This window comes from Candidatus Palauibacter sp. (assembly GCF_965216145.1).
Lineage (GTDB): Bacteria > Gemmatimonadota > Gemmatimonadetes > Palauibacterales > Palauibacteraceae > Palauibacter.
The window spans coordinates 2,954,214-2,976,698 of record NZ_OZ244149.1; the positions used below are offsets into that span (position 1 = coordinate 2,954,214).

Below are 22,485 nucleotides of genomic sequence, written 5' to 3' on the forward strand. Positions count from 1 at the left end.
CACCCGGGCGCCGACCGGGACTTTCGGGGCCCGAAGCGATCCACCGGCCCCGAAACGGATCCTGCTCCTGAGGATCGCCGGGCGGACTCGGCGCCGTCAAGCGGGGACCGCGGGCGCCGGTTGATGGCGGCTTGCGGCCATGACGCTAGGTTGTGCCCATGTCTGCGCCATCCGCCGAGTTCATCGTCTCCCCCACCGCCGCCGTGCGCCTCGCCGCCGCGCGAGGCTGGCTCGAGACGAGGCCGCCCGGTGCCGAGGTGACGATCATCGGAGAGACCCTCGCAGGCCCGCACGAACTCGTGCTGCGTGCGGCTCGAGCGGCGGGGGCCGCGATGGGTTGGCGCCGCACGACGCTCTCACTCCTCGCCGGGGAACTCGGCCTCGTGCCCCTCGCCGCTTCCGGCCTCGCGGTCGGGGATGGGGTTGCGCGCGACGCCATCATCGCCCGGGCCCTGATGCGGCTCGACCCGGAGGAACTCGGCCGCCTCGCGCGCGTGTCCGACACGCCGGGTTTCATCCGCGCGATGGGCCGAGCGCTGCACGAACTGCGGATGGCGGGCATCGCGCCGGCGGAGGTGGCCGGGACGGACGCCGAGTTGGCCGCGTTCGGCCGTGCGGTCGAGGCGGAGTGGAGCGCGGCCGGGCTGACGGACCGGGCCGGCCTCCTCGAGGCCGCGACGGGGGCGCTGGGCGACCCCGGTTTTCGCCACCCGGCCCTGGGGCGGCCGCTGCTGGTCCTCGACGCGCGGATCTGGACGGAACTGGAGGTGCGATTCGTGCGGGCCCTGGTCGGACGAAGTCCGGACGTGCTGGCCACGGTCGCGGAGGGAGACCCCCGCACGCTGGCCGCGCTGCGGCGGGCCGGGGCGCAGCCGCGCGATGCCTCGCGGATGCCACCCTCTGCGGGCGGCGCGATCGGTCGTCTGCACACCCATCTGTTCGAGTCGGCGCCGGTCCCGCACGAGCCGGACGAGGCCGTGACGGTCTTCTCGGCGCCCGGGGAGGGGCGGGAGGCGGTCGAGATCGCGCGGCGGCTCCTCTCCCTCGCCGAGGCGGGGACTCCGTTCGACCGCTGCGCCATCCTCCTTCACCGGCCGGAGGATTACCGACCCTACCTGGAGGAAGCGCTGGACCGCGCCCGCATCCCCGCGTGGTTCGCCGCCGGCCTGCGGCGCCCCGATCCCGCGGGGCGGGCCTTCCTCGCCCTGCTGCGCTGCCGGGCGGAGGACTATTCGGCCCTGCGCTTCGCCGAGTACGTATCGATCGGTGAAGTGCCGGACCCCATGGACGGAGAAGAGCCTCGGCGGGTGCCGCGCCGCTGGGAAGAGCTGCTCGTCGAAGCGGCCGTCGTAGGCGGGCTGGATCGCTGGGAGCGACGGCTCCACGGCCTCGCGGCGGAACTCGACCTCAAGCGCGCGGCGCTGGCGGACGAGAATCCCGACGATCCGCGTATCGAGCGCATCGATCGGTCGCGGGCCAACCTCGCCTGCTTGAGGGACTATGCGTTGCCCCTGCTGGCCGCCCTCTCCGCGCTGCCCGGCGAGGCGCCCTGGAGCGAGTGGCTGACCGCGTTGAGCGCGCTCGCGAGCCGCTCGCTTCGCCATCCGGAGAACGTGCTCGCGGCCCTGTCCCGGTTGGGGCCGCTGGGGCCTGTGGGGCCGGTCGAACTGGACGAGGCGCTGCGGGTGCTCGGGTCGCGGCTGGGCGAGGTCACCTCCCCTCCGGGCGCCCATCGCTACGGCCGCGTCTTCGTCGGTTCGATCGACGCGGCTCGCGGGCTCGCGTTCGACGTGGTGTTCGTCCCCGGCCTGGCCGAACGGGTGTTTCCGCCCAAGATCGCGGAGGATCCGATTCTCCTGGACGAGGTCCGGCGAGCCCTCGCGCCGAATCGACTCGCGACGAACGCGGACCGGGTCGCGAACGAGCGGCTCGCCTTTCGGCTCGCCGCCGGCGCGGCAAGGGAGCAGGTCGTCCTCTCGTATCCCCGCATCGAGGCGATGAAGGCGAGGCCCCGGGTCCCCTCCTTCTACGCGCTCGAGGCCGTGCACGCGTCGGAGGGACGGCTGCCGGGTTTCGAGGAACTCGCCAAGCGGGCCGAGGATGTGTCGGACGCGCGGATCGGCTGGCCGGCTCCCAAGTCGCGCGAGAAGGCGATCGACGAAGCTGAATACGATCTCGCGGTACTGGACCACCTCGGCCTCCGCGGCGACCGTGCGGTGAGGGCCGCGGGGCATCTTCTGCACGCGAACCCTCATCTGGCGCGCGCCCTCCGGTTTCGCGCCTACCGGTGGGAGGTTCCCCGCTGGACATGGGCGGACGGTCTGGTGCAGTTGCCGGAGGAGGCGGCGGCCACCCTGGCCGATCTGTCGCCCGTCGCACGCCCCTATTCGGTCACGTCCCTGCAGCACTTCGCCGCCTGTCCCTACCGGTTCTACCTGCACGCCATCCAGGGACTGCGTCCGCGCGAGGCACCCGTCGGTATCGAGGCGCTCGACCCTCTCCAGCGAGGCTCGCTCGTGCATCAGGTCCAGTTCGAACTGCTCACGCGGCTGCAGGCCGAGAGCGGAGAGGGCCGGCCCCTGTTGCCGGTGGCCCCCCGGAACCTCGCGCCGGTCCTGGAGCTTCTGGAGGAGGTGCTGGAGAGCGTCGCTGCGGACTTCAAGGATCGGCTCGTGCCCGCGATCGACCGGGTCTGGGACGACGGGATCGAGTCCATCCGTCTCGATCTGCGCGAATGGCTGCAGCGCGAGAGTCTTCGGCGGACGCCCTTCGAGCCGTGGCGCTTCGAGCTCTCGTTCGGGCTTCCGCGAGATCCGGATCGCGATGCGCACTCCGTCCTGGAACCGATCGAACTCGAGACCGGACTCAAGCTTCGGGGCGCCATCGACCTCGTCGAACGCACGGCGGACGGCGTGCTTCGCGTCACGGATCACAAGACGGGGCGCCACCGGGCGAAGCCGGGTGCGATCATCCAGGGGGGCGAACTGCTCCAGCCGGTCCTGTACGGGCTCGCGGTCCAGGCGTTGTTCCCGGACGCCCGGGTGGATTCGGGCCGGCTCTACTACTGCACCACCGATGGCGAGTTCAGGGATCACGAGGTGCGGCTGGACGAGCGGGCGAGCGAGGCGGCGGGGCTCCTGAGCGACGTCGTCCGCAACGCCTTCGCGGCCGGACGGTTCCCGGCCCTGCCGCGCGAGGGCGCGTGCAGGTGGTGCGACTATCGGCCGGTGTGCGGGCCGGATGAGGAGCGCCGCGTCAGGCGCAAGCCCGCGCCCGTCGAACTCCGGCGTCTCAGGGAATGCCCGTGAACCGGCCCGCGCGACTCGCCGACCAGGACGCGCGCGACGCGATCCTGAACGATCTCGATGAGACGCTCTTCGTCGAGGCGGCCGCGGGGACCGGCAAGACGACGGCGCTCGTCGGGCGGATCGTGGAGGTGCTGAAACACGGCCGCGGGACGCTCGAGGACATCGTTGCGGTGACCTTCACGGAAAAGGCCGCGGGCGAGATGAAGCTCCGCTTGCGCGGCGACATCGAAGCCGCCCGCGCGGGCGCGGAACCGGGTCCGGCCCGCGACAACCTCGCTCGCGCGCTGGAGCAGCTCGAACTCGCGCATATCGGGACCATCCACGGCTTCTGTGCCGATCTTCTGCGCGAGCGGCCGGTCGAGGCCGGGGTGGATCCGGCTTTCCAGGTCGCCGCGGAGGACGAGGCCGGACGGTTTCTCAACGTCGCGTTCGAGCGCTGGTTCCGGGAGGCGCTCGCCGATCCGCCCCCCGGAGTCCGCCGTGCGCTGCGCCGGGGCTACGCCCGGAACTCGGGCGGCCCGCGCGCCGCGTTGCGCGGGGCGGCGGGCCGCCTCGTCGACCAGCGCGACTTCGATGCGGCCTGGTCCCGCCCCGCATGGGACCGCGCGGCCGAACTCGACCGCGCCGTGGATCTCCTGCGGGCGCTCGCGGACCTGGCTCCGCGCGCCGCGCGGCAGGACGACTACCTGACGCAGAATCTGCGCCATATCGAGAGCCGGGTGCGCGAACTGGATCTGCGCGAGGAGGTCCGCGGGCGCGACTACGACCAGCTGGAGGCATGGCTTCGGAGGTTCGTGCGCGAGCGCTGGCGCGGCTGGAAGTGGCGCGGCTTTCGCTCCCGGGAGTTCGGGGCCGGTCTCGCGAAGGCCGACGTGATCGCGCGGCGGGACGGCGTGAAGGCCGAACTCGAACGCATCCTCGCGCTGGCGGACGCCGATCTGGCGGCGGACCTCCGCGAGGAGCTGTGGCCGGTGACGTACGCGTACGAGGAAGTCAAACGGCGGGAAGGTCGTCTCGACTTCGTGGACCTCCTGATCCGCTCACGGGACCTCCTGCGCGACGACGCCGGGATACGCGGGCACTATCGAAGCCGGTTCACCCACTTCTTCGTGGACGAGTTCCAGGACACCGACCCGCTCCAGGTCGAGATCCTCCTCCTCCTGTGCAGCGACGATCCGGACGAGGCGCACCCGGAGCGACTCACCCCCGTTCGGGGGAAGCTGTTCGTCGTCGGCGATCCGAAACAGTCGATATACCGGTTCCGCCGGGCGGACGTGATGCTGTACGAGCGGACGAAACGCCGCCTTGCCGGGGCGGACGCCAGGGTCCTGCATCTGTCGACGAGCTTCCGGTCCCAGCCGCGGCTCCAGGCGGCCGTGAACGGGGCCTTCGAGACGCGGATGACCGCGACCGAAGACGGCAGCCAGGCGCGGTATGTGCCGCTCGCTCCGCACCGGGCGGATCTCGAGGGGCAACCCGCCATCATCGCGCTCCCGGTACCGGAGCCCTATGGCAGTTACGGTTCGATCTGGAAGCGTGCAATCGAGGAATCCCTTCCCGTCGCGGTCGGAGCATTCGTCGAATGGCTGGTCCGCGAGTCGAACTGGACCGTGACGGACCGGGAGCGGCCGGGGGTCCCCGTCCCCGTCCAGCCCCGGCACGTCTGTCTCCTCTTCCGGCGCTTCCAGATGTGGGGTGATGACGTCACGAGACCCTACGTGCGCGCGCTCGAAGCCCGGGCGATCCCCCACGTCCTGGTCGGCGGACGATCGTACTACGACCGTGAGGAGGTGCTGGCGGTCCGGAACGCGCTCACGGCGATCGAATGGCCGGACGACCGCCTGTCCGTCTATGCGGCGCTCCGAGGTCCGCTCTTCTCGCTCGGGGACCGCGCGCTGTTCGAGTTCGGCGCCGAAGTGGGCCCGCTTCACCCGCTCGCCGGTTGGGGGGAAGGGGACCGCGCCGATCAGGTGGCGGACCTCAAGCCCGAGTTGCGGGCCGTGGCCGAGGTCCTGGAACTCCTCGGGGAACTTCACCGGTTCCGGAACCACCGACCCCTGCCGGAGACCATCCTTCGGCTGCTCGGGACCGTGCGCGCGCATGCGGGCATCGCGATCTGGCCCACGGGTGAACAGGCGCTCGCCAACGTGCTCCGGGTCGTCGACCGGGCGCGAGCCTTCGAGCGCGGTGGAGCCCCCTCCTTCCGGGCCTTCCTCCATCGCCTCGAGGACGAAGCGGAGCGCGGCCAGGCCGAGGAGGCCCCGATCGTCGAGGAGGGGACCGAAGGCGTGCGGATGATGACCGTGCACAAGGCCAAGGGCCTCGAGTTCCCGGTCGTCCTCCTCGCCGACATGACCTGCAACGCGACGTTCGAGACGCCCACGCGCCATGTGGACGCGGCGAAGGGGTTGTGGGTCCAGCCGCTGTGCGGCGCGGCGCCGCGGGACCTGCTGGACAACCGGGACCTCGAGCGGAGACGGGACATGGCCGAAGCCGACCGGCTGGCCTACGTGGCGGCGACCCGCGCCCGCGACCTGCTGGTGGTCCCGGCGCTCGGGGACGGGCGCGACGGCGAGGGCGGGACCTCCGGCGCAGACGGCGAATGGTGGCTCGATTCAATGAACCGTGCCGTATACCCCCCGCCTGGAGCCCGTCGCGAGCCGGCCTCCGCCGAGGCGCTGGGGGTCCCTGCCTTCGGCACCGAGTCGGTCCTCGAGCGTCTGGACAGGCACGGCGAGCCCCGGCCCACGCCGCGCGAATCCGTCGCGCCGGGCGTTCACGTGTCCAAGGCCGGGACTCCGGTCCTGTGGTGGGACCCGGCCCTCCTCCACCGCGAGGCCGACGCGCTCGCCGGAGAACGCCAGAAGCGGCTCCTCGAGGTCGAGAGGCAGGAGCAGCACACGTTCGATGTCGAGGCGGGACGCCGCGCGCACGAGGCGTGGCAGGCCGCCCGCGAGACGAGTCTCGGGGCCGGGCGAAGCGCGTTGATGCAGGTCGGCACCACCAAGGCGGTGGCGCGCGCGGCGGCCGAGGCGGGGACGCCGCTCGCCTCCGGAATCGAAGTCGAGTGGATCGCCGTCCCCCGTCCCCCCGACGAGGGTCCGGACGGGGACGGGCGCCCCGGAGGCGAGAGCTTCGGCACGCTCGTGCACCGGATTCTGGCGGAGGCACCCCTCGACGCGGAGGCCGAGGAGGTCGGTCGACTGGCCGAAATCCTCGGCCGGGGTCCGGGGAGCCCGGCGACCGAGATCGCCGCGGCCGGCACCCTCGCCGCGCGCGTCCTCGAACACGAGGTCCTGAGGCGGGCCCGCGTCGCTGCGGCCCTCGACTCCGGCGCGGTGCGGCGCGAGGTCCCGGTCTTCCAGACGGACGAAGGCGGGGCCGTCGTCGAGGGGGTCGCGGATCTCGCCTTTCGGGAAATTGCCGGGTCGGAAGCGCGTTGGGTGGTGGTCGACTACAAGACGGATCGGCGAGTGGGGGAAGGCCGCGCCGCGTATGAGGCGCAGGTCGGCTGCTATGTCGAGGCCGTGCGGCGGGCGACGGGGGAGCCGGCGTGCGGGATCGTGCTCGCGCTCTGACGGTTCCCGGTCAGGGATCGACGCCGTACTTGCCGCGATGAAGTTCGGCCGCCCGGGCGGACCACTCGGTCAGCCGGACGCGCGCCCCGAACCCCTCGCCCAGTTCCTCGATGTCCCGGGCGCTCCACAGAGCAATATCCCGATACGTCTTATGGCCCAGCTCCCGGAGCCGCTTCTCGAAGGCGGGCCCGATCCCCTTGATCCGCTTCAGATCGTCCGTCTCTCTCGGCGCCTGGGCGGCGGCAGAGCCGGACGGACGGGAACGGAAACGCTCTTTCCCCGCCCTCCTCGCCGCCGACTGCGGTCTTGCGGGCGCCCGCCCGCTGGCCTCGAATCTCGACAGACGTGCGTGGAGCCGGTCGCGTTCGGCCTCCAGCCTCTTCCGCCGCACGTCGGAATCGGCCTGCACCCGTTCCAGCACGCGCCGCGCGTCGTCCTCGATGGCGGTGACGCGATTGTCGAAGTTTCGCTTGAGCGTCAGCTCTCGCCCGGTGATGTGTCGGCCACGGATCCACCACCCGAGGAGGAAACCCACCCCTGTCGCGAGCATGAGGAAGGGTAACGCCGCCAGCGTAAGAGACTCGATCATCGCTCGAGACCGGTCCGGGGCCGAGGTTCATCCTCCTTCCGCGACCCGTGTGATGCGGAGGGGGACGTGAATGTAGGGTTCATGCGGAGGCAGCCCAACCCCGAAGGAGGTCGACATCGCGATCCGGTTCGCGGGACGTTTCGACGAGATCGTGGTCGCCGAGGAATCGCTCCCGGAGCGGGGGGTGGCGCTCGGGAGGTCGCGGGAGGGGCGGCCGATCTTCGGTCACCGCTTCGGCCGCGGTCCCGCGGCCGTGAGCCTCCTCGGCGGCTGTCATGCGGACGAGCCCGTCGGGCCCCGCCTCCTGCGCCGCCTCGCCGGATACCTGGCGGGACTCGAGGCGGACGATCCCATGCTCACGCGCTATCAGTGGTGGATCATTCCTCATATCAATCCCGATGGGGAACTCCGGAACGCGGCGTGGCAGGACCCGGACGCCGTCGGCTACGACCTCGGGCGGTATCTGAACGGGGCCGCGCGAGAGCTTCCGGGCGACGATATCGAATTCGGATTTCCGCGCGACCCCGGCGATTCGGGTGCTCGCCCCGAGAACCGGGCGGCGTACGACTGGTGGCGCCGTGCCGATCGCCCTTTCGTGCTCCACGCCTCCTTGCACGGCACGCGATTCGCGGCGGGGCCGTTCTTCCTCATCGACCGCGCCTGGGAGCACCGCTGCGAAGGGCTGAAGACGGCCTGCCGCGAGCACGTCGAAAGGCTCGGCCATGTGCTCCACGATGTCGAGCGACATGGCGAGAAGGGGTTCTTCCGGTTCGAGCGAGGCTTCGCATCACGTCCCGATTCGAAACGCATGGCCGCGCACTTCGAGGAACGCGGCGACTTCGAGACGGCGTCCCGCTTCCGGCCGAGTTCGATGGAAACCGTGCGCTCGTTCGGTTACGATACCCTCACGCTCGTGCCCGAGATGCCGCTCTTCCTCCTCCCCGGCGTCGGCGATACGCCTGGACCGCCGGATCCGGTGGCGGAACGCTGGTACGGGCGGCTCGATGCCTGGAGGTTGGAGTTGTCGAGAGGATGCGCGCCGGAATCGATCACCCGCTCCGCGACGGCCGAAGGTCTCGTCGCGATGCCGGTGCGCGATCAGATGGCCCTCCAGTGGACGTTCATCGCGGCGGGGCTGCGGCAGGTTCACGACCCCCGGGATGGTTGAGGCGTGATGGTTGAGGTGACGAGACCAGTTCTTCGAACGGTGGCGGTGGGCCTGTCCTTCGTCGCGTGCGGAGACCTCGCGTCGCAACCGGACCGCATCCCGCGGACCCTGGAGATCGCGCCGGCGGACACGAGTGTCCTCGAGGGCGAGAGCGCCGCGTATCGGCTGAGGGTCCTCGACGAGGACGGCGTGGAGTTCCGGAACATCCCCTCCTGGACGCCGGCGGAGTGGTCCGTTTCCGACCCGCTGGTCGCCACCGTCGGGCCGGATGGCCGGGCGCAGGGCCTCGAGGCCGGCCGCGAAGTACGGGTTCGGGCGGGGCTCGCCCGGTTGAGCGCCGGAGCCCGGCTGCGCGTGAACCCCCGCAACGTGAAGATCGAGGCGGCCGCGGTTCACATGACGCAAGCGGTCCAGACGCTCGGCGGGGACGTTCCCCTGATCGCGGGCCGCGCGGCGCTCCTGCGCGTCTTCGTCACGGGCGACCGGACGAGCTTCTTCCGGCCTCGCCCGCTGGCCACGTTCTACGAAGACGGCGCGCCGATTCACACGATGCGGCTGAGTCCGGCCGTGGATCGGATACCGGTGGCCGTCGACGAAGGCCGGCTCGATCGAACCTTCAACGGGGAAGTGCCGGGGTGGGTCCTGCAGCCGGGGGTGGAGCTGGTAGTTGAGTTGGACCCGGATGGCATCGTCCCCGCGATCGCGGGGAGCGATGTCCGGGTGCCCGCCCGGGGACGCCTGGCTCTCGACGTGCGCGCGCTTCCGACCCTGGACCTGACCGTGGTGCCCGTGCTGCACCCGCTGGACGACCGGGCGGTATTAAGATGGGTGGACGGGATCACCGCCACGGGCCCCAAGATGACTTTCGTCCGCTCCATCCTGCCCGTCGGCGACCTGAGCGTGACCGTACACGAGCCCTACCGCACGTCGGCGGACCTCACGACGATCGGAGGCTGGTTCGAGGTCATCCGTGAGATCAGCGTGCTTCGCCTCGCGGAGGGAGAGAGAGGCTACTACTACGGCGCCCTCGCGAAACCCTCCGACGCTCCGTACTCGGGTCTGGGCTACATCGGGCGGCCGACCAGCGTGGGCCAGCTCGATCTCGATACGTTCGCCCATGAACTGGGCCACAACATGGGGTTGCGGCACGCGCCCTGCGGCAGCGCGAGCAATCCTGATCCGAACTTCCCCTACCAGGACGGCTCGATCGGAGCGTTCGGGTACGAGACCCGTGCCGGGATCACGCAGATCGTGGACCCTTCCGAGTACTGGGACCTGATGACGTACTGCGATCCCAGCTGGATCAGCGACTACCACTTCGTGCGGGCACTGAACTTCCGTGTGGCGCGGGAGTCGCTCACGCCGACCGATGCTCCCGGGGAGACGCTGCTCCTCTGGGGCAGCACCGGAGAGGCGGGACTCCTGCTCGAACCCTCCTTCGTCATCGAGGCGCCCCGGAAGCTGCCGGTCGAGGACGGCCCCTACCGGCTGGAGGGCTTCGACCGCGACGGGCGACGCCTCTTCTCGCTTGCGTTCGCGCCGGATGAACTCGAGTTCGGAGGGGGACAGTTCGCCTTCGCCATCCCCTGGGAGCCGGGCTGGGCGGGCCCGGACGGACTCGACCGGATCCGGCTCTCGGGTCCGGAAGGTTCGGTCGTGCTGCCACGGTCCGGGGGCCGCCGGGTGACCCTGGTCACGGACCCCGACACGGGCCGCCTGCGCGGCGTGCTCCGGGACGGGGCGGCGATGCCCGACTGGGCGGCCGGCATGAATGTCGTGATGAGCGACGGGGTGCCGGGCGGCCCGATCTCGGGGCCCCGCGAATGAGCGTACGGGGGAGCCGGGGGGGGCGCGGGATCGCCCTGGGGGTGGCCGCCGCGTTGACCGCCGGCGCCGCCGTCGCGCAGCAGACCTCGGCGGAAGTGCGCGGCGGGTGGATGGCAGGGAACCACACGTCCACCGAGGCGGGCCTCGACTGGGTGCCGGAGTTCTCGTACGAAATCCGCGTCGGGAGGCAGGTGCGCCCGGGGATCACGCTCGCGGCCGGGTACGTCCGGACCGCGTTCGGCTGCGAGGAGGGGTTCTGCCGGGGGAGCGAACCGACGGTGATCGGAAACCACGCCGCTCTCGGGGCGGAACTGTCCCGGGGCGCGCTCTGGGCGCGGATCGGTGTCCTCTACGGCGCCATTGGCGTAGGAACGGAAGGGGAAGCGCCGCAAGCCGGCCTTGGTGTCGAGGCGGGCGCGGGGATCCGGATCCGCGTCGGCCGGCTGCGCTTCGGGCCGGGTGTGTCCTGGCGCCGCATGTCCGCCAATACGCCCTCCAGGGCTGACCACGCCGTCGCGCTGGGGATCGATCTGGGCGTAGGATTGGACCTGGACTAGGAACTGGACTCCAGCTTCCGCGTCACGCGCGCCGACTGAACCCCGGAGGGTCGGATGAACCGCTCACACCCCCCGCCCCGAGCCTCGCGACTCTTCCTCTCCGCGCTCCATGCGACGGCGTTTGCCTTCGTCCTCTGCGCCCGCCCGGCCTTCACGCAATCGCTCGACGACTGGCTGAGCGTGTCGCGGGTCGGGGAGTTCGTGTGGTCCGCCGATGGGGACGCCTTCTACTACACATCGAACGCGCACGATTCGGGCACGCTGGCGATCTTCCGCGTCGCTTCGGGTGGGGGCGTTCCCGAGGGGCTCGCCTGGCCACCGGAAGGCGCCCGTCCGGAGCCGGCACAGAGCCTCGGCATGTCTCCCGGCGGCGATGAACTCGTCTTCGTCTCCGCCCGCTACTACCAGGGCTACGACAACCTGTGGCGGATCCCCACCGCCCCGTCGAGTGCCGCGCCGACCCCGATCACCTTCAACGACGCGGTCATCGAGACGGCGCCGACGCTCTCGGCGGACGGCCGCACGCTCGCCTATCAGGTCCGCACCCCCGCGGGCCCGCGGATCTTCCTCCGGGATCTCGCCGACTCCCGCGCCTGGCCCCGCCTCTTCACGGCGGGCGACGCGAACGAGACTTCACCCCGCTTCTCCCCGGACGGTCGCTCCATCGCCTTTTCCAGCGGCGGCGACATCAGGATCCGGGCCGTGGGCGGCACCGAGAGTCGCGTCATCGTGGACCCCGCGATCGGAGGGGGGAACGGTGGTTTCGCGTGGTCTCCGGACGGCACGCGGCTCGCCTTCACGAACGGTCGCAGCGGGTGGGCCCAGGTCGCGATCGTCCGGATCGAAACCGGCGACGTGACGCCGATCACGTACGACGAACGCGAGCACGGCGGCATCTCCTGGTCTCCCGACGGGCGCTGGCTCGTCTTCACGCGCTCCGACGCGTCCGGATTCTCGAACCAGGTCGTGGTCGCGCCGGCCGACGGGATGGGGGCGGCGCGGGCGATTACGGACGGGAAGGGGAGGCGCTCCCAGCCCCGCTTCTCGCCCGATGGAGACGAACTCGCCTGGCTCGAGCAGTCCGACACCCGCACCCCGGACATCTGGAAGACCGCCTGGAACGATGGAGAGTGGGGCGAGCGGCCGGTCCAGGTCACGAATTCGATGGGACGCATCGACCCGGAGCGGCTGAGCGAGGCGGAGGAGGTGTACTACCCCGGCCCCGACAACCTGCCGATCCCGACGCTCCTCTACCGCCCTCGTGACTTCGACCCGTCCCGCACGTACCCGGTGATCGTCCGCCTCCACGGCCACCCCGGGCAGTGGAACCACTCGTTCGAGATGATGCGCCAGTACTGGGTCCAGCGCGGCTTCGTCGTCGCGGCCCCCAACCCGCGCGGGAGTCGCGGCTTCGGGCAGGGCTTCCACGATCTCCACATCGCGGACTACGGCGGGGTCGAGTTCCAGGATGTGATGAACGTTCTCCCCTTCCTCGAGGGGCTCGGCTACGTCGACATGACGCGCAAGGCGACGTGGGGCGGATCGGGCGGCGGCTACATGAGCCTCGTCATCGCCACGGAGGCGCCCGACGCCTTCCAGGCGCAGGTGATCCGGGCGCCGGTCTCCGAGTGGCGCCTGCTCGCCAACGACCGTTTCGCCGCCTCGGGACGGCACTGGACGGCCAGCCGCAGCCCGCGTCGCGAGCGTTCGGAGTTCGGCGGGCCATACGACGAGATCCCGGAGGAATACGAGGCACGATCGCCCGTCAACTTCGTCGACAACGTCCGGGTTCCCCAGTTGCTCCTGCAGGGGCTGAGGGACGCCGCCGTGCCCCCGCGCCAGTCCCAGGTGTGGGCGGAGCGCATGCGCGAGGCGGGGAAGGGCGACCTCCTCTCCTACATCGAGTATCCGGACGAGGATCACAGTCTGAGGCGCTACAAGGCGACCGTGCGCGACATCCTCGAACGCATGGACGCGCTCTTCGCCCGACACCTGCGACTGAACACGGAGTCCGCGCCATGAGAGCTCGACTGCCCGCGCTGATCGCTCTTACAGCCGTCCTCTTCGCCTCCATGCCGGCGTCCGCGCAATCGTACGATGTCCTGATCCGGAACGGGCGAGTGCTCGACGGTTCGGGGAATCCGTACTTCCGCGCGGACGTCGGGATCCGAGGCGACGAGATCGTGGCCGTCGGCGACCTCTCCGGAGCGACCGCGGACCGCGTGGTCAACGCGGCGGGGAAGTACGTGACGCCCGGCTTTATCGCCCTCCAAAAGCTGGTGGGGAAGACGCTGGCGGAGGTGTCGGCGGAGCGCGGGGAGACGCCGTTCGAGACGGCGATCTGGCTGCAGATGAACGGGTTCGACCGCCCGGGCGGCGTCCTCTGGATGGCGCAGGCGGTGGGGACCGAGGACATCGTCGAGTGGATGGTGCAGGACTATACGGCGGTGACGCTGGACCGCGGCGGGGACCGGCCGGACATCCGGGACAACCCGGCCGTGCACCCCGGCCAGTACGGCACCTCGGGGCGTCTCATCCGGGGGCATGTGCTGGAGCGGGGGACGATCACGCTCCCGCATGCGATCCGCTCGCTGACGGGCCTCGCGGCCCAGGTCCTGCGCCTCCCCGACCGGGGTCGGCTCGCAGCCGGCATGAAGGCGGATGTGGTCGTCTTCGACCCGGAGACGATCCGGACCGACGCGACGTACCTGAATCCGTTCGTCTTCCAGGAGGGGATGACGCACGTCCTGCTGAACGGCGAGTTCGTGGTGGACGATGGAGCGCCGACGGACGCCCTCCCGGGGCATGTGCTGCGCCGGCCGGAATCGAAGGTGGCGGCGTGAAAGGCGCGAATCGTTTTCTCGGAACCCCGTGGATCGCCTCGTTGATCCTGGTGTCGGGGGCGTGCGTGGCACCCGGCGATGGGATGCCCGGGGGCGGCGCGCCGGCGGAACTCGACCTCACGCTCGACAACATCCACCGGACCAGCGCGGGCGTGCGCGGCGTCGCGATCTCGCCGGACGGCCGAAACCTCGCGATCTCCGGCCCGGGACCCGGCGGTTCGGGTCTGTACCTCGCGGAACGGGCCGACGGCGGCGGGTTCGGGTCGCCCGGCTTCTGGCTCCAGGGCGCGAACCCGGCCTGGGCGCCCGACGGCGGCCGGATCGCCTTCGCCGCGGGCGGCGAGATCCGGGTCGCGGACGTCGGTGATGTCGAAGCGCGCCCAGTGATGGACGCCATGGAGGGCGTGCGGGCGCCCGCGTTCTCCCCGGATGGACGGACCATCGCCTTCTACTCGACGGAGAGCGGCCACCAGGATATCTGGCTGGTGTCGACCGACGGCTCGGGCCCCCCGCGCCAGTTGACCGACGCCGCGATGGCGCTCGACGATCCGCGCTTCGCGCCCGCCTGGTCTCCGGATGGGGGCGAACTCGTCTACGTCTCGAACGCCTCCGACTACTGGCACGACGACCTCTGGATCGTCGAGGTCGAAACCGGGGACCGGCGGCAGCTCACGCGGACGCTGATGGCGATGTCCACGCCCGTCTGGTCCCCCGAGGGCGACCGGATCGCCGTGTTCGGCACCGCCAAGGGCGAATACTGGTACGAAGACCTCTCCTACATCTACGTGGTCGAGGACCTGGACGGCGCGGCCGGGCCCTCGGAGCGGATCGTGGACATGCAGGTCCACGCCACCGACGCGGCGATGCGGCACGCCCCGTCGTGGTCGGCGGACGGGGAATTCATCTACTTCCCCTACCTGGAACGGGGCACGGTCAACGTGTGGGCGGTGCCCGCCGCGGGCGGCGTGGCCACGCGCGTCACGCACATGGAGGGGACGATTTCCGGCGTTAGCCACACCGCGGGCGCCGGGAGCCTCGCCTTCGTCCACGCGTCGCCGACGCGGGGAGGGGAAGCGTACGCCCTGGACCTCATCGGCGGGGTCCCGCAGCGGCTGACCTCGTTCGCCCCCGTGTGGCGGTCCGTCGAGGCGCCCCGGGAGATCGCCTATTCCAGCTTCGATGGACTCCGGATCCAGGGTTTCCTGTACCGCCCGCCGCGGCTTGCCGAGGGAGCGAGTTGTCCGGCCCTCGTCCAGGTCCACGGAGGCGGGACGAACTCCTACCAGCAGGGTCTGAACCTCACCGAGCAGTACCTCGCCTCGAAGGGGTTCGTGGTGCTCGCGATCAACTACCGCGGGGGATCGGGGTTCGGGCGCGAGTTCCAGGATCTTTCCGTCGAGGACTGGCTGTGGGACCAGGCGCGGGATGCGGGTGCGGCGGCCGATTTCCTGCGCACGCTCCCCTATGTGAACGGCAAGGTGGGCATCTACGGCGGCAGCTACGGGGGGAGCATGTCGCTGTCGGCGGTCAGCCTCACGCCGGACAGGTTCGACGCGGCGGTCCCCATGCGGGGTGCCTACTCGAAGCTGAACACGCTGGAGTATACGGATCGGCTGGGGAAGATCTTCTCCGTCACCGGACACGGAGGCACGCCCGAGGAACGGCCCGACACGTACGCGAAGAGCCACGTCGTGTCGCGCATCGCAGACATCACCGCCCCCGTCCTGCTGATGCACGGGGAACTCGACCGCCGGGTGCCGATCCAGAACTTCGAGCACGCGGTGGCCGAATTCGAGCGGCTCGGGAAGAGCGTCGAGGTGAAGACCTACCCGGACGAAGCGCACGGTTTCCGGAACCCCGACAACCGCGTCGACACCTATTCGCGTCTGGAGGAGTTCTTCACCCGGCACCTCGGCGGCTGCGCCGCGGACTGATGCTCGCTCCCGCCCGGCGGGAAACCGGGCGCGCGCGCCCCTCGTACGAGGTCACCGTGAGGGCGGGCGACCGCCGACCGACGCTTCTGCTGATGTCTCGAGGGGATAGACGTGAGGAATCCACCTACCGCGGCGATACTGAGCTTCCTCGTCCCGGGTCTGGGGCAGCTCTACAACGGGAAGATCCTGCGCGGGCTGTTCTGGCTGCTCGTGACCCCCGGCCTGTGGATCGGCACGGGTGGCGCGTGGGGCTGGGTCTGCCATCTGGTGTCCGCCGCAACGGCGTACGGCTACGCGAAGAGGTTCTCCGGCCGCTGATCCGCCGCTCCGGGCCTCTGTCGACCGGGTGACCCGCCCGCCGGGCCACCCGGTGACAGGCGGTTCAGGGCAGGCGGTCGAGCCGGCCGTAGTAGTCCATCTCGACGCCCGTCACGCGGGCCATGTCGTCGAGCAGGAACGAGACGCCGATCCGGACGTCGCCGTACCAGGCGTCGAACCGGTCGACGTGCCAGTGCTCGAGGGGCAGGCGAAGCGGCCGTTCGCGACCGTCGAACTCGAGCACGAGGTGTGCCTCGTCGCCCCGGGCTCCGTTCGCCCCGTTCGTTCCCGCGCCCGCGACGTCGGTGGCCGGACGCTCGTACCGCCCCGGCGTCGCGTCCCAGCGCCCGACCCGCCCTTCCGCGGGCATGAGCGGCGGGGGCGCTTCGTCCATCAGGCGCACCCGCACTTCGCCGGCGTAGCCGTTCCGGTAGGCCCCGACGTATCTGTCGAGAGGCACCGACGGACCCTGGTCGAGCCGCGCGGCCTGCCGCGCCTCCTCCGCCTCGAAGGCGCGCCGGTTGCCTGCCGCGACGGCCCGCTCACGCTCCCCGTGCCAGTCGCGGTTGCGCAGCTCCTCGGTGCCGAGGAAACGCGCCAGCGCCCATTTCGTCAGCACCCAGGCCAGCTCCGAGTTCCGGTTCGTCGTCGCCCACACGCCGAACCCGTGCTCCGGCGCGAGCGCGATGGCGCAGTTGAAGCCCAGCGCGTTGCCCCCGTGGCCCACCCCGGTGACGTTCCCGAACCGGCCGGTGGTCCAGCCCATCGCATACGCTCCGGGCCCCTCGAACGGCATCCAGCTGCTCGGATTGCGGATGACCGTATGAGGTGTATGCATCAGCTCGATGGACGACGCCGAGAGCGGCGCGTTCGGGTGCGCGTCGACGTGGAGCCGGATCCACTCGGTCATCTCATCCGCCGAGGAAATCACGCCCCCCGAGGGCACCGTCACGTCCTCGGCGTACTGCCAGGGCACGGACTCGAGCGGCATCCCGGTCGTTGCGGCGTCCCCCGCGAACCTCCGTTCAATGATGGCGTGCGGCTCGGCGTGATTGGGACTGGCGTTGGCGGGGCCCATGCGCGCCGTGGTCGTCGTCATGCCGAGCGGATTCCAGAGCTTTTCGCGCGCGTAGGAATCCCAGTCCGTTCCCGAGACGGTCTCGACGAGATGACCCGTCAGAACGAGCATGTCGTTCGTATAGCCGTAGTGATCCCGGAACTGATGGGCGGGCTCGATGTACGGGAGTCGGGTCAGATAGTCGCGCCGGTCCACGACGAGGGGCCTCAGCGGCTGGTTGCTCCCGGTCCCCACGCGGTGCGTGACGATATCCCGGACCCGGATCTCCTGTGTGGTCCACGGATCGTGCAGGCGGAACCACGGGACGTGGTCCGTGATCCGGTCGTCCCATGACAGGCGGCCGTCCTCGACCAGCGCGGCCAGCGTCGCCGCGCCGAACGCCTTCGAGCACGACCCGATGCTTAACAGCGTCCCCCCGTCCACGGGTTCGGACTTCCCCAGTTCGCGGACTCCATAGCCGGTGGACAGGAAGCTCTCGCCCTCATGCACGATGGCCACGCCCATCCCGGGCACCTCCCAGCGCGCCATGGCGTCCTCGACCCACGCGTCGATCTCCTCGACCGTGGGAGGAGGTGGAGGCCAGGATTGTGCTTCGGCGGCTGGCGCCGCGAGCAGGATGGCCGCCCCGACGATCCCGGCGGTCAATCCGACCCGCCGGTTCGGCCGTGATGTGGGAATTCGGTTGAGGATCGTCATTGCGACCTCCTTCTCAGTTTTCCCGACTCGTTGCCGCTCACGGCCGACGCGCGCCGGTCGCTACGGAAGCCCGAACACCCACAGGACGCCGCCCGCCGCCGTCACGATACGCTGTTCGCCGTCCACCTCGAACGACATCGGGTTCGTGCGGACGGCGGCGCCCGCCTGGAAGTCCCACAGCGGTTCTCCCGTTTCCGCGTCGAGCGCGAAGATGTTGCCTTCGTTGCTCCCGCCGAAGACGAGGCCGCCCCGTGTGGCCATGACGCCGGCCCACGGCGGGGAGAGCAGCGGGAACTCCCACCGGATCTCGCCCGTGAGCACGTCGAGCGCCTTGACCGCCCCGCTCGCGTCGTCGCCCGCCCGCGCCTGCTCGCCTCCACCCAGGAACGGCTGTCCCGGCTCGTACTCGATTTCGGACTTGTAGTAGACGGCCCCCATGATCCGGGTCGCCTGATAGAAGAGCCCTGTATCCGGGCTGTACGAAGGACTGAACCAGTTCGCGGACCCCTGGAGGCTGGGCCACACGAGATTCCCCTCCTCGGTCGGCTCGGTGCCGGGGATCACGATCGGGCGACCGTTCTCGTCGAGACCCTCCGCCCACGTCTGCTTCGAGTACTCCACCCCGTGCAGGAACTCTCCCGTCTCGCGGTCGAGCACGTAATAGAAGGCGTTCCGGTTCGCCGTCACGAGCAGCTTGCGCGGCTCTCCCTCCCACTCGGCGTCCACGAGCACCTGGATTTCCGTCGCGTCCCAGTCGTGCGTGTCGTGTGGCGTGTACTGGAAGTACCACTGGATCTCGCCGGTGTCGGGATCGAGGGCGAGGATGCAGTTCGTGTAGAGGTTGTCGCCCGGGCGCGCGTCCCCGTTCCAGTCGGGCGCCGGGTTTCCGGTCGGCCAGTAGAGCAGGTCGAGTTCGGGGTCGTAGGAGCCCGTGAGCCACGTCGACCCACCGCCGTGCTCCCAACTGTCGCCGCCCCAGGTCTCGCTCCCCGGCTCGCCGGGCCGGGGGATCGTGTACGTCCGCCACACGAGGGCGCCGGTCGCGGCATCGTAGGCGTCGACGAACCCGTTCGCGCCGGCCTCCGCGCCGGACATGCCGACGATGATCTTCCCGTCGATCGCCAGGGGGGCCAGGGTCATCGAGAAGCCGAGATCGTTGTCCGCGACTTCCACCTCCCAGCGGACCGCCCCCGAGCGGGCGTCCAGCGCCACGAGGCGGGCGTCGAGCGTACCCACGAAGAGGGTTTCGTCGAGGATCGCGACGCCACGGTTCACGCGCGGAAAGCCGATGTTCTTCGTCGAGGCGGGGACATCGGCGGACCAGTGCCAGAGGCGGCGCCCCGTCCGCGCATCGAGGGCGCTCACGTTGCTCGGCGGCTCCGTCACGTACATGACGCCGTCGACCACCACCGGCGTCGTCTCGATGAGTCCGCCGCTCATCTGGTAGGCCCAGATCACCTTGAGATCGCTGACGTTTCCCCGGTGGATCCGGTCGAGGGCCGAGAAACGATGCGAGGCGTAATTTCCCGAATACGTGAGCCAGTTGTCGGGCTCGGCGTCGGCGTTCACGAGGCGCTCGAAGGACACCTGAGCGGCGACCCCCGCGAAGCCACCCGCGCACAGGAGCACGCACGCCGCGAGCGCGGAACCTGCCACGAGGGCTGCGGGCCGGGGCCGCGTCATGATCCCTCTCCCAGAGCCGCGAGGTACGCGACGAGATCGTCGATGTCCGACTCCGTCATGTTCTCCACGGCGGGCATCAGCGAGTGGTCCAGTTGCTTCTCGAGTTGCACGAGGTCTTCCTTGCGCAGGGAAACCGTGCGGCCCGAGATGGACCGCAGTTGAATCGTGAAATCGTCCTCGTTCACACGCATGCCGGTGATGACGCGCCCATCGCGCGTGACCGCCCGGATCGGCAGGTATCCCCTGAATCCCCGCAGGATCCCCCGCCTGGAGACCGGCAGCTCCGCCTCCGGCGTCCTCAGCGCCGCGTCGAGGTAGTCGACGCCGCGCTGAAGCCCGATCCCCGTGAGTTCGGGTCCGATGCCGGCGCCGCGGCCGTCAACGACGTGGCAGGAGTAGCAGTCACCGGCGGCGGAGAACAACTGGCTCCCTCGCGCCGCGTCTCCCGCGATCTCCACGGCGGTGCCCTCCCCGAGGGAGAGGACGTGTGCGGCGACGAGTTCCACCTCGAGGTCGGGGAGGAGATTCCCCCTGGTCCCGGGCATGCCGGTACCCGGGATTCCGCGCCGGATCACCCCGACCATCGAGGCATGGTCCGGTGCGCGGGGAAGGGTGGGGCGCGTGAGACTCGGCCCCTCGCCTCCCTGTCCGAGCATCCCGTGGCAGCGCCCGCAGTGGGCCTGGTAGAGCATCTCGCCGCGGGCACGGCCGGCTTCCGTCACCTCGGGCGGCTCCTGGCCCAGCCCGGGACCGGCCGGCATCAACGCGCCCGCCACGAGCGCGAGACCGCACAGATTCAGTCCCTGGCGTCTCCCTCGGCGACGGACCCTCACGGGACGAGCGCCTCCGATTCCAGGATCCAGCGTTCGAGCCAGACTACGTTCCGTGACATGAGATCTCGCTGTAGACGAGGTGACCTTACGCCGTGTGGCTGATCAGGATACAGAACCAACTCCGTGGGCGCCTTCCCGATCGCGCGCACCGCCTCGAAGAACTGAATGCTCTGTTCGGCCGGCACCCTCTCATCCTTCTCCCCCACCTGAATCAGGAGCGGTGTCGTCACGTTTTCCACATGACGGTACGCGGAGCGCTCCTCGTACAGTTCCCAGTCCTCCCACGGTCTCGGGCCGAGGTAGGTGTGGTAGAACTCGGGGATGTCCGTCTGCGAGTACATCGAGATCAGGTCGTTGGCGCCCGCCCCGGCGCTCGCCGCCTTGAAGCGGTCGGTCTGCGTGATCCCCCAGTAGGTGTGGTGTCCGCCGAAGCTCCACCCGCTGACGGCGAGCCGGTCGGGGTCGGCGATCCCGCGCTCGATCATCGCGTCCACGCCCGAGTCGATATCGATCCAGTCGCGCCCGGAGATGTCCCCGCGGTTGAGGCCGCGGAAGCGCTCCCCGTAACCGCTCGATCCCCGGTAGTTCGGTTGCAGGACCGCGAATCCCATGCTGGCGTAGACCTGTACCGGATAGGCGCCCCGCGTCCCGTTGAAGCGGTCCGAGGAGATGCCGGCCGGGCCGCCGTGGATCACGAGGACGAGCGGGACGCGGTCCCCCTCCTCGTAGCCGACAGGGAGGATGAGCACGCCTTCGATCTCCTCGCCCCCGGCGCGCGAAGGCCAGCGTTCGACCCGCTGCTCGCCGAGCGCCACGTCGGCCACCTGGGGGTTGACGTCGGTCAGCCGTTCAGGGCGGAAGTCGGCGCTTCCCGTCACGAAGATGTCCGGGGGCGCGGCGCCGTCCTCGGCCGTGAAGGCGAGGACGCTCCCGTCCTCGGACGTTGAAGCGCCGGTGTAGTAGTGCCGTCCGTCCGTGAGATCGACCGGAGGCCCCGCCGCGGCTCCGTCATCGAGGTCGATCCGGTACAGCGTTGCGCCCGTGCGCCGGGCCGCCGCGACGATGAGCCGCGAGTCGTCGACGTGCACGAGGTTGGCGTTCGCGTCGAGCCCGGCCGTGAGCGAGGCCGCCTCGAGGGCCGTGCCGTCTTCCGCGAACGGCACGCGCCACAGCTGGCGATTGAAGGTGCCGAGCAGATGTCCGGAGCCGGACACGATGAGGCCGGCCTCGTCGTCCCAGGCGACCGGGTTCTCACCGCCCGGCATCGAGGTGACGCTGCGGGCCTCGGTCTCCGGGCCCGACTGCACGTAGGTCGCCCCGTAGGAGTTCGTCCGCAGCACGGGTGACGAGCGCGCGCCGAACGCGAGCGCTCGCGAATCGGGGGACCACACGAAGGCCTGCACATGGAGGCCGTCCGGCGACCACCTCACCGCCTCGTCCGCCACGTCGTCCTCCAGTTCGGCGACGTAGAGGTGCGACCACTGGTCCGTGTAGACGGAATCCCAGACGATGGGGCGGCCGCGGGTCGCCTCGAGTTCGCCGTCCGCGTCCGTCGGCGGCGGACTCGCCGTGAATCCGAGCCGCCGACCGTCGGGGGCGAAGCGGAAGCCTCCGACCGATGTCTCGTGAGATGTCACCTGCCAGGCCTCGCCGCCATCGGGCTGAATCCCGTAGACCTGCCGCTCCCCGTCGCGGTCCGAGGAGAAGGCGAGCCAATCCCCGGAGGGGTGCCAGACGGGCGAGTCATCGGAACCCGGGCGGAAGGTGAGCTGGCGGGCGTCGGCGGGGCCGCCCGTCGCCGGCACGACCCAGACGTCCGTCTCCTGTCGGTCCTCCTCCATGTCCCGTCCGGTCACGACGTACGCCACCCAGCGGCCATCCGGGCTCATGGAAAGCTGGGACAGGCTCTTCAACTCGAGAACATCCTCGACCGTCATCGGACGGGCGTCCTGCGCCGAGAGCGGGGCGGGCCCCGGGCGGAAGCCCGGATAGCCGAAGGAACCGACCGGGACGAGCAGGAGACCGATCGCGAAGGGGCGGAAGCCCGGGGAGATCACGGCACGCATGGCACTC

At 70.5% G+C, this 22,485-nt stretch carries 14 protein-coding genes; 9 read left to right on the forward strand and 5 right to left on the reverse strand.

All coding sequences use genetic code 11. The annotated features are described in order from the left end of the window. The first annotated feature begins 158 nt into the window (after positions 1-158). Both ACOOHF_RS12590 and ACOOHF_RS12595 read left to right on the forward strand, forming a co-directional pair. A complete protein-coding gene (locus tag ACOOHF_RS12590; RefSeq protein ID WP_420461960.1) occupies positions 159-3,308 on the forward strand; it encodes a PD-(D/E)XK nuclease family protein in 3,150 nt (1,049 codons plus the stop codon). Then, complete coding sequence (locus ACOOHF_RS12595; RefSeq protein ID WP_420461961.1) at positions 3,305-6,886, forward strand: UvrD-helicase domain-containing protein; 3,582 nt, start codon at positions 3,305-3,307, stop codon at positions 6,884-6,886. Before ACOOHF_RS12590 ends, ACOOHF_RS12595 begins: the two co-directional genes overlap by 4 nt. Positions 6,887-6,896: 10 nt before the next feature. Here the strand turns inward: ACOOHF_RS12595 and ACOOHF_RS12600 are convergent, their stop codons facing one another. Next, entirely contained in the window at positions 6,897-7,475 is a 579-nt protein-coding gene (locus ACOOHF_RS12600) for a hypothetical protein (RefSeq protein ID WP_420461962.1), read from the reverse strand. A 151-nt stretch (positions 7,476-7,626) separates the two neighbouring features. Here ACOOHF_RS12600 and ACOOHF_RS12605 point away from each other — a divergent pair, with 151 nt between their 5' ends. From ACOOHF_RS12605 to ACOOHF_RS12635, 7 genes are all read left to right on the forward strand, one after another. Then, positions 7,627-8,643, forward strand: coding sequence for a M14 family zinc carboxypeptidase (locus ACOOHF_RS12605; protein ID WP_420461963.1), 1,017 nt, complete (start codon positions 7,627-7,629; stop codon positions 8,641-8,643). A gap of 15 nt (positions 8,644-8,658) precedes the next feature. Next, positions 8,659-10,470: a M66 family metalloprotease gene (locus ACOOHF_RS12610; protein WP_420461964.1), complete on the forward strand. Its 1,812-nt coding sequence runs from the start codon at positions 8,659-8,661 to the stop codon at positions 10,468-10,470. Next, complete coding sequence (locus tag ACOOHF_RS12615; RefSeq protein ID WP_420461965.1) at positions 10,467-11,027, forward strand: hypothetical protein; 561 nt, start codon at positions 10,467-10,469, stop codon at positions 11,025-11,027. The genes ACOOHF_RS12610 and ACOOHF_RS12615 overlap by 4 nt, the downstream gene beginning before the upstream one ends. A 54-nt stretch (positions 11,028-11,081) precedes the next feature. Beyond that, positions 11,082-13,049 carry a prolyl oligopeptidase family serine peptidase gene (locus ACOOHF_RS12620; protein ID WP_420461966.1) on the forward strand — a complete coding sequence of 656 codons (1,968 nt, stop codon included), beginning with the start codon at positions 11,082-11,084 and terminating at the stop codon, positions 13,047-13,049. Beyond that, positions 13,046-13,870 (forward strand): amidohydrolase family protein, encoded by an 825-nt coding sequence (locus ACOOHF_RS12625; protein WP_420461967.1) that lies wholly within the window; start codon positions 13,046-13,048, stop codon positions 13,868-13,870. The genes ACOOHF_RS12620 and ACOOHF_RS12625 overlap by 4 nt, the downstream gene beginning before the upstream one ends. Further along, positions 13,867-15,804 (forward strand): prolyl oligopeptidase family serine peptidase, encoded by a 1,938-nt coding sequence (locus ACOOHF_RS12630; RefSeq protein ID WP_420461968.1) that lies wholly within the window; start codon positions 13,867-13,869, stop codon positions 15,802-15,804. Before ACOOHF_RS12625 ends, ACOOHF_RS12630 begins: the two co-directional genes overlap by 4 nt. Before the next feature lie 111 nt (positions 15,805-15,915). Further along, complete coding sequence (locus ACOOHF_RS12635) at positions 15,916-16,122, forward strand: hypothetical protein (RefSeq protein ID WP_419935202.1); 207 nt, start codon at positions 15,916-15,918, stop codon at positions 16,120-16,122. A 64-nt stretch (positions 16,123-16,186) separates the two neighbouring features. Here the strand turns inward: ACOOHF_RS12635 and ACOOHF_RS12640 are convergent, their stop codons facing one another. The 4 genes from ACOOHF_RS12640 to ACOOHF_RS12655 are packed head-to-tail and all read right to left on the reverse strand — an operon-like array spanning position 16,187 to position 22,478. Beyond that, positions 16,187-17,896 (reverse strand): serine hydrolase domain-containing protein, encoded by a 1,710-nt coding sequence (locus tag ACOOHF_RS12640; RefSeq protein WP_420461969.1) that lies wholly within the window; start codon positions 17,894-17,896, stop codon positions 16,187-16,189. Between the two features lie 60 nt (positions 17,897-17,956). Further along, the gene (locus ACOOHF_RS12645; RefSeq protein ID WP_420461970.1) at positions 17,957-19,579 is read right to left on the reverse strand and encodes a pyrroloquinoline quinone-dependent dehydrogenase; all 1,623 of its coding nucleotides are present in this window, start codon (positions 19,577-19,579) and stop codon (positions 17,957-17,959) included. Then, the gene (locus ACOOHF_RS12650; protein ID WP_419935205.1) at positions 19,576-20,412 is read right to left on the reverse strand and encodes a c-type cytochrome; all 837 of its coding nucleotides are present in this window, start codon (positions 20,410-20,412) and stop codon (positions 19,576-19,578) included. Before ACOOHF_RS12650 ends, ACOOHF_RS12645 begins: the two co-directional genes overlap by 4 nt. Further along, a complete protein-coding gene (locus ACOOHF_RS12655) occupies positions 20,409-22,478 on the reverse strand; it encodes a prolyl oligopeptidase family serine peptidase (RefSeq protein ID WP_420461971.1) in 2,070 nt (689 codons plus the stop codon). The genes ACOOHF_RS12650 and ACOOHF_RS12655 overlap by 4 nt, the downstream gene beginning before the upstream one ends. Positions 22,479-22,485 lie beyond the last annotated feature (7 nt).

Bases quoted from the DNA above. Each gene is read 5' to 3' on its own strand.
- ACOOHF_RS12625 (WP_420461967.1), top strand. From the start codon at position 13,046: ATGAGAGCTCGACTGCCCGCGCTGATCGCTCTTACAGCCGTCCTCTTC.
- ACOOHF_RS12620 (WP_420461966.1), top strand. From the start codon at position 11,082: ATGAACCGCTCACACCCCCCGCCCCGAGCCTCGCGACTCTTCCTCTCC.
- ACOOHF_RS12615 (WP_420461965.1), top strand. From the start codon at position 10,467: ATGAGCGTACGGGGGAGCCGGGGGGGGCGCGGGATCGCCCTGGGGGTG.
- ACOOHF_RS12640 (WP_420461969.1), bottom strand. From the start codon at position 17,896: ATGACGATCCTCAACCGAATTCCCACATCACGGCCGAACCGGCGGGTC.
- ACOOHF_RS12600 (WP_420461962.1), bottom strand. From the start codon at position 7,475: ATGATCGAGTCTCTTACGCTGGCGGCGTTACCCTTCCTCATGCTCGCG.
- ACOOHF_RS12645 (WP_420461970.1), bottom strand. From the start codon at position 19,579: ATGACGCGGCCCCGGCCCGCAGCCCTCGTGGCAGGTTCCGCGCTCGCG.
- ACOOHF_RS12590 (WP_420461960.1), top strand. From the start codon at position 159: ATGTCTGCGCCATCCGCCGAGTTCATCGTCTCCCCCACCGCCGCCGTG.
- ACOOHF_RS12655 (WP_420461971.1), bottom strand. From the start codon at position 22,478: ATGCGTGCCGTGATCTCCCCGGGCTTCCGCCCCTTCGCGATCGGTCTC.